General features: G+C 64.4%; 11 protein-coding genes. 2 read left to right on the plus strand and 9 right to left on the minus strand.

The features are described from left to right. The first annotated feature begins 18 nt into the window (after positions 1-18). The gene (locus ABL838_RS32115) at positions 19-1470 is read left to right on the plus strand and encodes an APC family permease (protein ID WP_418126297.1); all 1452 of its coding nucleotides are present in this window, start codon (positions 19-21) and stop codon (positions 1468-1470) included. A gap of 124 nt (positions 1471-1594) precedes the next feature. Here ABL838_RS32115 and ABL838_RS32120 read toward each other — a convergent pair whose 3' ends face one another. The 8 genes from ABL838_RS32120 to ABL838_RS32155 are packed head-to-tail and all read right to left on the minus strand — an operon-like array spanning position 1595 to position 11575. Next, on the minus strand, positions 1595-2884 hold the full coding sequence (locus ABL838_RS32120) for a porin (RefSeq protein WP_418126299.1): 1290 nt from the start codon (positions 2882-2884) through the stop codon (positions 1595-1597). A 43-nt stretch (positions 2885-2927) separates the two neighbouring features. Beyond that, complete coding sequence (locus tag ABL838_RS32125; protein ID WP_418126301.1) at positions 2928-3884, minus strand: Bug family tripartite tricarboxylate transporter substrate binding protein; 957 nt, start codon at positions 3882-3884, stop codon at positions 2928-2930. Positions 3885-3915: 31 nt separating this feature from the next. After that, entirely contained in the window at positions 3916-5328 is a 1413-nt protein-coding gene (locus ABL838_RS32130) for an MFS transporter (RefSeq protein WP_418126303.1), read from the minus strand. Positions 5329-5371: 43 nt separating this feature from the next. Further along, positions 5372-6442, minus strand: a complete 1071-nt coding sequence (locus ABL838_RS32135; RefSeq protein WP_418126305.1) for a CobW family GTP-binding protein — start codon at positions 6440-6442, stop codon at positions 5372-5374. A gap of 2 nt (positions 6443-6444) precedes the next feature. Beyond that, on the minus strand, positions 6445-6813 hold the full coding sequence (locus ABL838_RS32140; RefSeq protein WP_184641838.1) for a hypothetical protein: 369 nt from the start codon (positions 6811-6813) through the stop codon (positions 6445-6447). An 8-nt stretch (positions 6814-6821) separates the two neighbouring features. Continuing rightward, positions 6822-8609, minus strand: a complete 1788-nt coding sequence (locus ABL838_RS32145) for a hydantoinase B/oxoprolinase family protein (protein WP_418126307.1) — start codon at positions 8607-8609, stop codon at positions 6822-6824. After that, positions 8606-10708 (minus strand): hydantoinase/oxoprolinase family protein, encoded by a 2103-nt coding sequence (locus tag ABL838_RS32150; RefSeq protein ID WP_418126309.1) that lies wholly within the window; start codon positions 10706-10708, stop codon positions 8606-8608. The genes ABL838_RS32145 and ABL838_RS32150 overlap by 4 nt, the downstream gene beginning before the upstream one ends. A gap of 15 nt (positions 10709-10723) precedes the next feature. Then, positions 10724-11575 (minus strand): fumarylacetoacetate hydrolase family protein, encoded by an 852-nt coding sequence (locus ABL838_RS32155; RefSeq protein ID WP_418126311.1) that lies wholly within the window; start codon positions 11573-11575, stop codon positions 10724-10726. Between the two features lie 154 nt (positions 11576-11729). Between ABL838_RS32155 and ABL838_RS32160 the strand changes: the two genes are divergently transcribed. Beyond that, positions 11730-12659 (plus strand): LysR family transcriptional regulator, encoded by a 930-nt coding sequence (locus tag ABL838_RS32160; protein ID WP_418126313.1) that lies wholly within the window; start codon positions 11730-11732, stop codon positions 12657-12659. A gap of 182 nt (positions 12660-12841) precedes the next feature. Here ABL838_RS32160 and ABL838_RS32165 read toward each other — a convergent pair whose 3' ends face one another. Then, complete coding sequence (locus tag ABL838_RS32165) at positions 12842-14491, minus strand: cyclic peptide export ABC transporter (protein WP_418126314.1); 1650 nt, start codon at positions 14489-14491, stop codon at positions 12842-12844. Between the last annotated feature and the right edge of the window lie 107 nt (positions 14492-14598).

Consider the following 14598-nt stretch of genomic DNA (forward strand, 5'->3'; position numbering starts at 1 on the left):
ATGTGCAAGGAGCATGCGATGTCTGAACCAGCGAGTCCGCCAGCGGAACGCACGGGCCTCAAGCGGGATGCGATCGGTTGGTTCGGCATCTTCCTGATGGTGATCACGACGAATGGTCCGCTGACCTCCATGGGCGGCGGTGTACCCGTGAGCATCACGCTGGGCAATGGCATCGGCCTTCCGGGCTCCTACGCCATCGTCTGTGCCGCGTATCTGCTCTTTGCCGTCGGCTTTTGCGCCATGAGTCCCCATGTGGAGAACGGTGGAGCCTTCTACGCCTACATCACCAAGGGCCTGGGCACCATTCCGGGCATCGGGGGCGCATGCATTGCGGTGTTGTCGTACATCGCGATCCTGCTGGCCTGCTATGCGATGCTGGGGCACTTCGTCCACATGGCGATGGCTTCACTGGGCCTTGACGCGCCATGGTGGGCCTGGGCAATGGGCTGCGCCGTGGGCGCACACCTGCTTTGCGTACGCGGCATCGAGTTCAGCGGGCGGCTGCTCCTGATCCTGATGCTGTCGGAGGTCGGCGCCATCTTGTTGGCGGACCTTCTCGAAGTCTTCAACCTGCGGCTTGCCGGGCACGCGCTGTCCCTCGCGCCGTTCTCGCCGCAGGCCGTGTTCACCCCCGGGTTCGGGCCTTCGCTGATCTTCGTCGTCGCATCGTTCATGGGCTTCGAAACCGCGGCGATCTACTCGCAGGAAGCCAGAGACCCTCGACGCTCGGTGCCTCGAGCGATGTACCTGTCGATCGCATTCATCGGCATTCTGTATGCGGGGTCCATCCTGCTGATGCTGAACCATTTCGGCCTCTCGCAGGCGGTGGTCGTGGCAACAAACGACCCCGGCGGCATGTGGCTGTCGATGTTCTCGACCCTGGCCGGGCCCACCGCAGCCAGGATCGGCGCGGTGCTGGTCATCACCAGCCTCTTTGCCGCCGTCCTGAGCTTCACGAACGTGCTGGCGAGATACTGGCACGCGCTCGCCGTCTGCGGCCTTGTCTGGAGCCGGCTGTCCCGCACGCACCACAGGCACAGATCCCCGCACGTGGCGTCCGCCGCAACGCTGTGCATATCGGTGATGCTGGTTCTGCTGTGTGCAATGGCGGGCCTGGATCCGATGCTCCAGGCCCTGCCCTGGGCGAGCGTCCCGTCGGCGATCGGCGTGTTGACCTGCCAGGTGCTCGCCGCGCTGGCTGTCATCGCGTTCTTCCGGAAGCATCCGATGAAGGTCTCGCGCTGGCGATCGCTGCTTGCACCGGTGATCAGCGCGGCCGTGCTGACGTTCTTCCTGTGGCAGATGATCACCCACGTCCAGCTCCTGTCGGGGCTGCCGGCCGGCCCGAGCTACGCATTGGCCTTCAGCGTGCTGGCAGCCGGATTGCTGGCGGCGATCTATGCGCTCCATCTGCGCTTCCGATCTCCGCAGCGGTTTGCGCAGCTGTCATCGCTGGTCCGGCTGCAGTGATGCCATGTCGAACGGGTCCGAAAGGAACTTGCAGGTCGGGGTGATGAGCATGCGAATCATGACCTCGAGATCGATCGATGACCGACCAGTGCGACTGTAGAACGCAGCCAGATGTCGGCGCGCCTCAGAACACGTGCCTGATCCCGAAGTCGTATCCCGTGGACCGGCTCGGCGCATAGCCCGAACCACCCGCCGCACCGGTCGACAGATAGGGCGCAGTTCCGGTGGCCGCGCCGATGATCGCGGCATTGTTCTGCGCATCCTTTGCCCGGATCCAGGCAACCGTTGCATACAGTGCCGTGCGCTTGGAGAGGTTATGTTCGTATCCGATCGCGAGCTTGCTGACGGAAGCGTCGCGACGCGGCATGAATGGCGTCGCCAGCGGCCCCAGGTCGTTGTCGAACTTGACCCGGGAATAGGCTGCTTTGATCAACCCGGGGCCCACCGGAACCGTGACCCCGACGAGACCACCGTTGTACTTGTCGACGTCGCGGGCGATGAGCAGGGTCCCCAAACCAGATGGCGCCGTCGTGGTCGACTGATCCCTGACCCGCGACAGTTCACCGAAGAGTTTGACAACCCCGAAGTTGTAGGAGGCTCCGAGATTGAACGTCTTGATCTTTTCGTTCGCTCCCACGCCGGTGGGGAGTCCGAGCGCATTCACGGCAGTGGCATCCGCCGCGGTGCTTTGCCCATAGGCCACAGCGACATCGAGAGGTCCGGAGGCATAGCCGAAACGCCCGCCGGCAAACTGCCCTTTTCGTGTCGGGCTTCCAGGCAAACCGCTCTGCGCAACGTTCTCGTGCAGCGCATATTGCAGCTGGCCGTAAAAGCCACCGAGGTTGGGCGGCAGGAAGTAGCCGATGCTGTTGCTGGCGCGCAGGTAGTTGTCGGAAGCCGCGACAGCGGAACCCGGTCCCCTGGCGATGGCCAGATTCGTTCCTACCGTGGATACGACGTTTGCCCCGACGCCGATCGTGCTGAACGGACTGAACACCGAGTCGTTCCAGAAGGTCGGCGTGAAATCGCGCCCGAGCCGGACTTCACCGAAGCCGCCGGAGAGACTGATTGTCGAGCGACGCGAGAAGCTGGTCAGTCCGCCAGCACCCGAATCGTTGGCGAGTGGAGATTCAAGCCAGAAGCTGGCGGCCAAGCCTCCGCCCAGGTCTTCGGTTCCGCGCAATCCCAGCCGGCTGTTCGAGTTGGCGCTATTGGACAGGACCGTTTGAGTTCGGGTGACCGCATTGCCATTTGCGGGGAGCGGCACGATGCGGCCGGAGTCGTTGTAGAACTCGCTTCGAGCTGTGTAGTGGCTGATGGCAGCGTCCACAACGCCAAAAAGCGTCACGGACGATTGAGCGGAAGCAGCGGCGGCAGAGGACAGCAGCGCTGTTGCCACGAAGGCGGTTTTCATGGATGTCTCCTTTTTCTGGTGGTCGGAAAAAACAAGAGGGACGTCACTCGGGCTTGAAGCCCGCGCTTTTCAGGAGGTCGGCGCTCTGGGTTACGTACCCTGTGATGTAGCGAGCGAATTGGTCCGCGTCCTGGCTCACGGGGTCGATGCCCAGGCCCGCGAATGCGCCGGATCTGGTGAGCTCGTTGACCGAGGCGTTGATCGCCTTGTTGAGAAGTTGCACGCGCTCCGGTGCCGTGCCCTTCGGCGCCCAGATGCCGTACCAGGACGCATAGGTCAAGCCGGGCAACCCGCTTTCTTGCGCTGTCGGTACCTCCGGCGCGAGCGGACTGCGTTTCGGCGAGGTGATCGCGACGGGCTTGACGCGGCCGGCTTTCGCCAGCGGCAGCACCGAGATCATCGAGTCCAGCATCAGCTGCACATGGCCCCCCGCGACATCGACCAGCGCGGGCTGCGTGCCCTTGTAGGGAACGAAGCTGAAGGTGACGTTGCCCTGTTTGGCCAGCAGAAGCGTGGCCAGGTGGCTCGGCGCGCCAGCCGCCGGGATCGCGGCCGTCCACGTCGTCTGCTTCGCGGCGGCGAGCAGTTCCGGCAGCTTCTGCACTTCGAGTTGCGGCGCGATCACCAGCATCAACGGCGCCTCGGCGACGCGTGCCACGGGGGCGAAATCGACGACCGGGTCGTAAGGTGCGTTGCTCAGCACCTGTTTGGCGAGGACATGGGTGGCTGCCGAGAACAGCAGCGTGTAGCCATCGTTGGTCGCTGTCTGCACTGCCTTGCCGCCAAGCACACCGTTCGCGCCGGCGCGGTTCTCCACGATCACCGAGACACCGAGCTGGGTTTGCAACCTGTTGGCGACCAGCCGAGCCGTAGAGTCGACCCCGCCGCCTGCGGCAAAGGGAACGATGATCCGGATCATTCGATCCGGGAACTTGGCAGTCTGTGCCCCTGCGGGTGCCGCAAAGATCGCAGCGAGGGCAATCAGGCTTGGGATTTTCATCACGTCTCCAGTTCGTTTTGGTTTGGGTTTGTCACGGCGAGATCTCCTCAAGCGCACGGTTGGCCGTCTCGACCATGCGCTGCGCCGCGAAAAATCCGGCCACGTTGGCCAGCGCGAACATCAGGAAGACCGACGCGATGCCATGGGAAGTCAGGACGATCCCGACGATGGCGGGAGCGGTAGCCGATGCCACGCGCAACCACGATGTCGCCAATCCGGTTCCGATCGCGCGCATCCGGGTCGGGTAGATCTCCGGCGTGTAGAGATAGAGCAGCACGGTGGTCGTGCCCATCACCGCGTAGGCCGTGGACGCCAGCACCACCACCGACCAAGGGCTGCCAGCCCCGATCGCGGCGAGGAGGCCCAGCAACAGGCCGCTGACCAGGAAGCTGGAGGTCGCCCATCGGCGCCGGCCGACGCGATCGACCATCAAGGCGCATGCCAACACCGCGCAGGTACTGAGAACATTCGTCAGAGACGCCATGCGCAGCGACTCCTGAAGCGGCAGGTGATAGACCGTGCGGTAGAGCGTGGGCAACCAGTTGTTGATGCCGTTGGCCACAAAGTAGGAGGATGCCCACAGCACCCAGACGACCAGCGTGCGCGGTCGGTACAGCGGTGAAAACAGTTCCTTCCACGATCCCTTTCGGGTGTTGGCCAACCCGGTCGCGAGGGCAGCAATGCGCGCCGCGACCTGGTCCTTCTCTCGCGTGATGTCCAGGCTCCTCTTCGTGGTGCTCGCCTCGATGCCGGTGATCACGCGCTCGGCGTCGGCAAATCTTCCCTTCGAGGTGAGCCAGCGGGGAGATTCCGGCAGACGCGCCATGAAGACCAGGATGAGCAGCCCCGGGATGCCGCCGGCGAGAAACATGTATTCCCAGCCGAAGCGAGGCACAACGAATGCGCCGACCTGGGCCGCCGCGAGCAGCCCCAGAGGAAAGATCAGTTCATAGAGGATGAAGAAGCGGCCGCGCCCCTTCGCCTGGGAGAGTTCGTTGATGTAGGCGGCCGCGATGGGTACCTCGCCGCCGACGCCGATGCCCTGCAGGAAGCGCAGCGCAAACAGCACGTCGAAACTGCCGGCCGTCGCGCATGCGATGCTCATCACCGACATGAGGGCCACGGTCGCCGTGACGCTCGGCACCCGGCCGTAGCGTTCCGCGAGCCATCCGAAAAGGAGAGCACCGATGACCTGCCCCGCGTAGCCGGAGGCGATCAGCATGCCTACCTGCAGGGGTGACAGGTGCCAGAGCCCGATCAGGACCGGCAGCACGAACGCCAGTGCGAGCGCATCGAACGCGTCGAAGAAAGTGGCGCTGCCCATGATGATGCGGGCCTTGGTGTGCCAGCGGCTGAACGGCACGTTCTCGATGCGAAACAGCAGTCTGGCAGCCTGTTGAATGGCGCTCCTGCACTGTCCCGTCTGGGTCGAATCGACTGTCATCTTGTCTCCGGAATCTTTTCTGTTTGAGTGTTGGAGCAGCGGATCAGGGCGGTGCGCCTGCTAACCTGGGCCCGTCTCGCCGGATATGCCGGCGCACCATCACGTCCAACGTTTCGTCCAGAGACTCCGCATCGACGCCACGGGTGATGAAGACGATCCGCGTACGCCGGTCCGGGCTGGGCCAGGCCGCAAGAAATTCCGGCGGTGCAAAGAGGTGCTGCACGCCGTGGATGACCATGGGGCGATCGGGCTCGTCGGCAAGCTGCACCAGCCCCTTGACGCGCAGCAGGTCCTCCCCGCGCATCGCGATGACCATGTCCAGCCAGGCGGAAAACGCAGCGCGCGGCAACGCGACGTCGCGAACCACCATGAACGACGAGATGCCATCCCTGTGCCGTGTGGCAGGCTGCGCGGCCTGCGCTGCCGGCCTGTAGAAAGGCGTGTCGCTCACATCCTCATTGCTGCCTGAGGCCGTGCGAACGAGATGAGCGAGCAAACGCAGCTGTTCCTCGCGGCTGGTACGCCAAGGCGCCGCGGCGTTGATGCCACGCACGCGCTCGAGCAGGGCCGTTGGAGGTGCTGCGGCGTCCAGCAAATCTGTCTTCGTGAGGAACAGGTCATCCGCGACCGCGATCTGCCGAACCGATTCCGGGTGACGGTCCAGCGTCCCCATGGCCAGCACCGCATCGACGGTGCACACCAGCCGATCCAGTGCGAATCGCGCGCGGATTCCGGCGTCGCCCGTCAGCGTGCGGATGATCGGACCGGGGTCGGCCAAGCCGCTGGTTTCGATCAGCACATGGCGCAATGGGCGATCCGTTCGCGCGACGAGCCGGCCCAGCGCGTCGACAAGATCACCTCGTACGGCACAACACAGGCAGCCGTTGGCGAGCAGCACGGTGTCGTCATGGGCTTGCGCGATCAGGTCGTGGTCGATCCCCACTTCGCCGAATTCGTTGACGATGACGGCGACACCATGGAGCTCGGGCTCACGCAGCAGCGCGTTCAGCAGCGTGGTCTTGCCGCTGCCGAGGAAACCCGTGAGCACGGTCACCGGCACCCGGGCGGCAAGCGCTTCGGGCTCGGCCAGCAAGGAGGAGAAATGTCCGCCCATGGTCAGCCCCGCGCCTTGGGTCCGTGCAGCTCTGCGAAGGAGCGCAAGGTCTTCTCCAGCTTGGGCAGAAGCCATTCGGCCACCGCCGCCGAGAGCTGGTCGTTGCGAGCGTCTTCCAGAATCTGGCGCAACGGTTGCGACGGCATCCCTGCCTTCTGCAGGTCACTGAAGAAATCGATCACCTCCGCAATGCCTGACCGCAGGCCGTTGTCTTCGAGGTAGCCGACGATGTCGAGTTCGAAGTCATCGAGCCGCAGGCTGATGCCGCCTGTGCCGCAAGCACAGGCACCGCCCAACGCCACATGGAGCATCGACAGTTCGCTCCACAGCGACAACAGGCGGTCGGCGCGCTGCGAGACCTCGTCGGCCATGACTGCGATCACTGACCGTCCCAGGCGACCGCAGGCGACGGGATGCTCGCGGCTTTCCCGGGAGCGCGGCGCAGACCTTGCGTGGCGTTCCTGTCCACCTCGCCGCGCGAATCCAGCGCCACACGGTAGACCTCGCGGGCGACTTCCGCGCTCACATAGCCTTCGCGCACGTCCTCGGCCACCAGGTCGATGTCACGCTCCAACGGGTCGCCGAAGCCGCCGCCGCCGCCCGACAGCATCTTGTAGGCGTCTCCGCGCTCCAGCCGCACATTGAAGATCTTGGCGTTCAGGTGGTCGGTCTTCCACTCACCCTTGTGGCGCACCGCCAGGCCGTTGCCCATGGCATCGCCACCGCCCTCCAAACCCCAGGGCTTGCAATGCACCCGGTCGATGCGCGTGGTGACGGTGAACGGCGACAGCGCCTGCACCACCATCTCGGCGCCCAGTCCGCCACGATACTTGCCGGCGCCGGCGCTGTCCCTGCGGATCTCGTACTTCTCCACCAGCACCGGGTACTTGGCTTCCAGCTGCTCAGTCGGGCTGTTGTGCGTGTCGCCGTCGTTGATGCAGACGGTGACCGAGACGCCGTCCTCGGTGCTCTTGGCGCCCCAGCCGCCGCCCAGCGGACCAATGCCCACGATGAACAGCCTCCCATCCTCCGGCGAGATGCCATGGATATTGGGGAACACCAGGTCGGCATGGTGGCCGGCAATGGAGCGGCCGGGAATGGCTGGTGCGAGCGCCTTGAAGATGGTGTCGATCACCGTCATCGGGAACGTCATCCACACCCGCATCGGGTATGGCCGCTCGGCACTGATCACCGTGCCCATCGGCATGACGACCTTGAGCGACCGGAAGCTGCCGTCGTTGACCGGGTAGTCGGTGGGCGTGGTCAGACACTTGTAGGCCACCTGCGCACAAGCGATGCCGGTCGTGAAGCCGGAGTTGTAGAAACCGCGCACCTGCTTGCTGACGTCCGACAGGTCCACGGTCATCTCGTCGCCCGCGATCGTCACCTTGACGCGTATCGGAATGCGCTTACCGATCTCCAGGCCGTCGTCATCCATGAAGGACTCGGCCTCATAGACTCCGTCCGGAATCGACAGCGTGTTCTTGCGCGCCACCGCTTCGGATGAATCCATGATCTGGCGGATCGAAGCATTCACCGCCTCGGCGCCATAGCGCTGCAGCAGCTCGACGTAGCGGCGCTCCCCGGTGGTGATGGCCGTGATCTGGGCACGCAGATCACCCAAGGCCCGCTCGGCCAGCCGCACATTCATCGCGATGATGTCGATCAGGTCCTGGTTGACCACGCCCTCGCGCTGATACTTCAGGATGGGAATCTGTATCCCTTCGCTGAAGATATCGGTGGTCACGTTGCCCAGCGTGCCGCCCACATCCAGCCAGTGGGCCATGCAGCAGGTAAAGCCCTCCAGCTTGCCCTCGTGGAATATCGGCATCGTGAACGTGAAGTGGTTCAGATGGCTGCCTGTGGTGTACGCGTCGTTCGTGACGAGGATGTCGCCAGGCAGGATGTTCTCGTAGCCGAAGTGCTTGATCTTCGCCTTGACCGTCTCGGACATGCCGCGGATGAACATCGGCAGGCCCAGGCCGATCGAGACGGTGTCGCCCTCCTTGGTGAAAAGGCCGACCGTGAAGTCCAGCGCCTCGTAGATGATGAGGTTGTAGGCGGTGCGCGTGAGGTTGGTCTTCATCTCCTCCGTGACTGCGTACAGGCCGTTGCGGATGATCTCGACGGTGACCGGGTCGATCGGCTTGTCGTGCGGGTTGCTCATGTCCTGTCGCTCCCAATGGAAATTTGAAGGTTGCCCAGTTCGTCGACGCGCAACTCATCGCCCGGCTGCACCACGGTGGTGGAGGCGTGCTCCTCGATCAGCGCAGGCCCTGCCAAGACGTTGCCCGACAGCAGCAGGTCGCGCTTGTAGACCGGCGTGTCCGCCCAGCCTCCCGAACGGAAATACACCGGCTTGATGACGCGCAGGGCCGCCTTTTCGGGCTGCTTGGAGCCCGCCTCGACACTGTGCTTTGGCGGCTTCTTCATGGTGCCCAGCACCGTGACGCGCAGGCTCACCAGGTCAGCAGGCTCCTTCGGCGCAGAAGTGCCGTAGCGCACTTTGTGAAGTTCGTCGAACTGGCGCTTGATCGCCGAGCGGTCCTTGCTCTCGAAGAAGGCCATCGGGAGGTCGACGGTCACAGCGTGTTCCTGGCCGACATACCGCATGTCGGCGGCCCGCTCGATGACGATCCCATCGGCTTTGACACCGGACTCCGCCAGCGCGGCGCGGCCCTCGTCTTCCATCCCCTGGTAGAGCGATTCGATCTCTTCGAACGACACGTCGTTGAGCTTGCGAAACACCGAGCGCACGTAGTCGTAGCGCAAATCGGAAAACAGCATGCCGTAGGCCGAGAAGTAGCCGGGAGCGAAGGGGATGAGCACCTTGCGAATGCCGATCTCTCGCGCAATGGCCGAAGCGTGCAGGGGACCCGCACCGCCGTAGACCACCATGGTGAAGCTGCCGGCATCAAGGCCGCGTTCGGTGGTCACCGCCTTCACAGCATGCGACATCTGCGTCACGGCGATGCGAAGGATGCCGTCGGCCGCCTCGGTCGGATCCAGCCCCAGCGGCCCGGCGACGCGCTCGCGCATCTGGCGTTCGCAGCCGGCCATGTCGAGTTTGAGTTCTCCACCCAGGAAGTGGTCGGCGTCGAGCCGGCCCAGCAGCAGGTTGGCGTCCGTCACGGTGGGTTCGGTGCCGCCGCGGCCGTAGGCCACAGGCCCCGGAATCGAGCCGGCGCTCTGGGGGCCGACGCGCAGTGCACTGCCGGTTTCAACCCGCGCAATGCTGCCGCCGCCGGTGCCCACTTCGTGGATGTCCATCATCGGGATCTGGATCGGCAGCGCGCGTTCGTAGCCACCGATCAGCGCCGAGCCCGTCGTCAGGGGGCGCCCCTCGCTGATCACGCCGGCCTTGGCTGTCGTGCCACCCATGTCGAAGGCGATCGCATCCCCCATGCCGAGCTGGGCGCAGATGGCCTGCGCGCCGATGACGCCGGCCGCCGGGCCCGACTCCAGCATGCGCACGCAGTCTCGCCGGGCATGCTCGCTGGGAAAGAGCCCGCCGGTGGACTGCACGACGTAGAAGTCGCCCTCGAACCCGCCCTTGGCAAGGTGCTTCTCCAGTTCGCCGAGATAGGCCGAGACGCGGGGGCCGACGTAGGCATTCGCCACGACGGTGGAAACGCGTTCGAACTCCCGGTACTCCTGGGAGAGTTCGTGCGAGGCACTCACGAACGCGCCCGGCAGTTCCTCCTGCAGGATCTGCTTGACGCGCTGCTCGTGCGCGGGGTTGCGATAGGAGTGCAGCAGCAGCACGGCGACCGCCTCGATGCCCTGTCCGCGCAGTTCTCGCGCGAGGTCGCGCACGGCCGCCTCGTCGAGCGGCTTGTGCGTGCTCCCATCGGCACGCAGCCTTTCCGCAACCTCGAAGCGCAAGGAGCGCTTGACCAGCGGCGTGTGCTTGTTGAAGAAAAGGTTGTACGCGTCTGGGCGATTGACGCGGCCGATCTCGTAGATGTCGCGGAACCCCTCGGTAATCAGCAGCGCTGTCTTGGCGCCGTTGCGCTCGAGCAGCGTGTTGATCGCGATGGTCGAGCCGTGCAGAAAAAGATTGCCGTTGTGCACGTCGATGTCTGCGCTGTCCAGCGTGTGCTGAATGCCGTCCACGAGTTGTCCATGCGTGGACAGCGCCTTGCCGAACAGGAGCTTGCCGGAGACTTCATCGAAAGCCGCCATGTCGGTGAACGTGCCGCCGATGTCGACGGCTATGCGCAGCTTGGCGCTGACGGGAGGCACCGCCTGGGATTTGTTTGCCATGGTGATTTCGTGCGGTCAGGCCGCGGTACCGATGCGGTTCTGGAGAATGCCGAGGCCGGTGATTTCGACCTCGACCACATCGCCGTCCTTCATGTACACAGGCGGCGTGCGGCGGTCGCCCACGCCACCGGGCGTGCCGGTGGCAATCACGTCACCAGGGGACAGGGGGGTGAAGCGGGAGATGTATTCGATCAGCACCGGGATGGTGAAGATCAGGTCGGCAAGCGAAGCCTTCTGCATGACTTCGCCGTTGAGGCGCGTCTCGAGGGTCAACGCGTTGACGTCCGGGACTTCGTCGGCGGTCACGAGCCAGGGGCCCAGCGGACCGGTTCCGGGAAAGTTCTTGCCCGGCGTCCACTGATGCGTGTGGCGCTGCCAGTCGCGCACGGTGATGTCGTTGAAGCACGCGTAGCCGGCAACATGGTCGAAGGCTTGTGCCTGAGAGATCGCACGTCCCTCCTTGCCGATGACGACGGCGAGCTCGCCCTCCCAATCGAAGCGCTCCGAGAAAGACGGGCGATGCACGACGTCCCCGTTCGCGGCCAGTGAATCCGCGAAGCGCACGAACAGGGCGGGATATTCGCTGTCGTCGCGCTTGGTCTCAGCGACGTGGGTCTTGTAGTTCAGGCCGACGCAGATGAACTTCTGCGGGGTGGGCAGGACCGGCAGGGCCTGCGTCGCTGCGACCTGAATCGAAATACCGCTGCTGATTGCGGCCTGTTTGAGCTCGCGTTGTGCGTTGGCGCGCAGCACTGCGGCGAGGTCCGGATAGCGGTTCAGAAAGTCGGCAGGGGGCTGCAGATAGCGGTCTGCCTGTGCCACTCCATAGGTGGCTCGTCCGTCGTGTTTGAAGCTGGCGAGTTTCAAGGTATCTCCTTGGGATGGATCTCTGCGGGTTTGGAATTTCGTTTGCTCTTGCGAAGCGCTGGAGCAAATGTAGAAATCGGCGAGCCATCCGCCTAGATAGAATTCAGGCGTTTCAGAATTGCCAATTTAGGCATGGCTCTTAAGGGAAATCCCTATGAACATCGCAAGCGTCAGGCTCTTCCTCGACGTGGTCGAGGCCGGTAGCCTCAGCAAGGTGGCAGCACGCCGCCAGACGGTGCAATCGCATGTCAGTCGTCAGATCAGCGAGTTCGAAGCGGCACTGGGCGGCCCGCTCTTTCGCCGCACCGGCCGTGGTGTGACCCTGACCGAACTGGGCGCAAGGGCTTCGGTGCGACTGCGCTCATGGCTGCAGGAAACGGAACGCCTTACAGAGGAACTGCGCACGGAGTCAGGCAAGCTGCTCGGTGAAGTCCGGATGGGCATCATTCCTTCAGGCGCACATCCACTGGTGACCCGGTTGTTCGAGCGGCTGCGCTCGGAGCACCTGGGCATCCGTCTCAACATTACCGAGTCTCAAGGCACTGAACTCGATACGCTGCTGGACAGCGGTGCCGTCGATATGGCGGTTCTCTTTCGCTTCAACCGACCGAGCGGCCGAGAGGAGAAGCTGTTGAGCGTCGCGCATACGTACCTGGTCTCTGCCCCTGGCGACGAGATCACGCGCGAGTCCACCGTGAACTTCTCTCGTTTGTCCGGACTGCAGTTGGTTCTTCCGCGCAGGCCCAGTCATTGGCGCGAAGCACTCGATGAGGCGGCACGCAGCCTCGGATTCAAGCTCGTATCCGTCGCCGAAGCGGACTCATTGACGGTGCAGAAGGAATTGGTGGCCCGGACGCCGGGCCTGTACTCGGTGCTCGGTCCGTACTCGATGACCGCCGAGCTGCAGAGTGGCCGTCTGCAAGCCAGCAAACTGGTGAAGCCCGACCTGGTCCGACATGTGACGTTGGCTTTTCCGAAGCAAGGCAAACTCTCGCCGGCGAGCCGCGTTGTCGCGGAGTTGGTTCAGCAGCTGGTTGAAGCTTGGGGCGGCCAACTTACCGAACCGGCGACTGAAGGCAAATAGGTAGTCAGCTATCTGCCCAGGTTGCCTTCGGGATGAACATCGAGCAAGCCTCGACGACAAATGGTCGGGGTGTCTGCGGGGGCGGCATTCGCCTTGCCACGTTCAGCAAAGGCTCTGAGGCTCGGTCGGTTTGCGCAGTTGCCATCGCTGTTCCGACTGCAGTGATGCAGCCGCAACCAGGCCTATCGGACATCCGCCATGAAGGCCCTGGATGACTTCGGCTTTCCAGGCGGGACGAACTCTTCGACGACCCGACCCGCGCTCATTCGGATCACACGGTCCGCGACGTCGAAGTAGCGGTCGTCATGCGAGATCACGATCAGGGTCTTGCCCTCGCGCTTGAGTTCCGGCAGCAGCTCGCGATAGAAGACGCTGCGGAACTCCGGGTCCTGGTCCGCGGCCCATTCGTCGAACATGACCACCGGGCGGTCTTCCAGCCAGGCATGCACGAGCGCGAGGCGCTTGCGCTGGCCCGTCGAGACGTCCGTCGTGGAAAACTTGCCATCGACGAGCTGGACCTTGTCCGCGACTCCCAGGCGGCGCATCAGTTCGCCGGCGGCCCGGATGTGCTCGGCATCCTGCGCAACCAGTTCATCGAACAGGTGGTAGTCGGAGAAGATGGCGGAGAAGAGCCCGCGATAGGCTTCGCGGCTGCGGTCGTTCACGGGCGCTGCGTCGAGCAGAAGCTGTCCTTCGCTCGGCTGGTAGAGGCCCAGGAGCAGCTTGACGAGCGTCGTCTTCCCGCTGCCGTTGCCGCCGACGATGAACAGCGTCTCGCCGCGCCGGAGCCTGAGGTCGATCGGCCCCACCTCGAAGGGTTTAGCGCCTTCCTGCCGCGCTTCGAAACGGTAGCGAGCCTGCCGCAGCTCGATGTGGCTCGCGAGAAATGCCGGCTGTGCGGAATCGACGGCGTGCGGCTCCTTGCGGAACTCCGCCGACAGGCGCGCGATCCGGCGGAAAGCCACCTGGGCCTGGCTCAGGAAAGGCAGCAGGGCGGCCAATTCCTCGATCGGTCCCTTGACGAAGAGCAGCACGATGATGAAGCCGCTGACGACCTGGGCATCGATTCCCAGCGACGGACGCGCGGCCAGGATCCACACGACGACCAGGAAGAAGATGGCCGAATTCGTACCTTCGGCGGCCCAGAACAGGCCGAGCGCCCGGGCCTTGAGCCGCGCGATGAGATCCGCCGCGCCCGACAGGCGCACGCCATGCACCTGGGCTCGGCGCATCCGGTTGAGCCGGAGCTCCTTGGCGCCCTCCACGACGCTGCGGTAGTGCTTCTGCAGTTCGTCCTCGCCGGTCCGGGCCTTCTCGAAGTTGCGGCTCCAGGCCCTTGCCGCGGCGAAATTGATCCAGATGCCCACGACCAGCGCGAGCGCGCTGACGAGGAAGAGAACGGGCGAGAGCTTGAACAGGTAGATCGCGCAGCCCGCCGTGACCGCGAAGGCCGAAGCATGGCCGGCGAACTCCGACGTGAAGTCGCTGATGGTGTCGATGTCCTCGTTGAGGATCGCCTGCAGCCGGTGGCTCTTCATGCGCTCGACGGCAGCGATCGGCGCGCCCATGATCCGCAGGGAGACGTCCTTGCGAAGGGCTGCGACCACCCGCTGGCCGGTGACGCTGTTGAGAACGCCTGCCACCGTATGCCCGCCCACGGCGAACACGGCCAGGACCGCGAGCCCGGCGATGGCGGAAACGGAAATGGCCGCACTGCCGTGCAGCGCCGAATTGATCTGCTCCAGCAGGGCGGCCGTGGCCAGGCCACCCACGCTGCCGATGAGCGTCGCGACCGCAGCGACACCGGCGAAGGGTTTCAGGAGACGCCACATGTCGGTGGCAAAAGGGGAAAGGCCCGCAGGCAAGGCATTCATCGGAGCAATGGAGTTCTGCCGCCGCGCATGCAACGGGCATGTCGGGCAGCGGCGCAGGCGAGCGA

The organism is Variovorax sp. 160MFSha2.1 (assembly GCF_048305075.1).
GTDB classification, from domain to species: domain Bacteria; phylum Pseudomonadota; class Gammaproteobacteria; order Burkholderiales; family Burkholderiaceae_C; genus Variovorax; species Variovorax guangxiensis.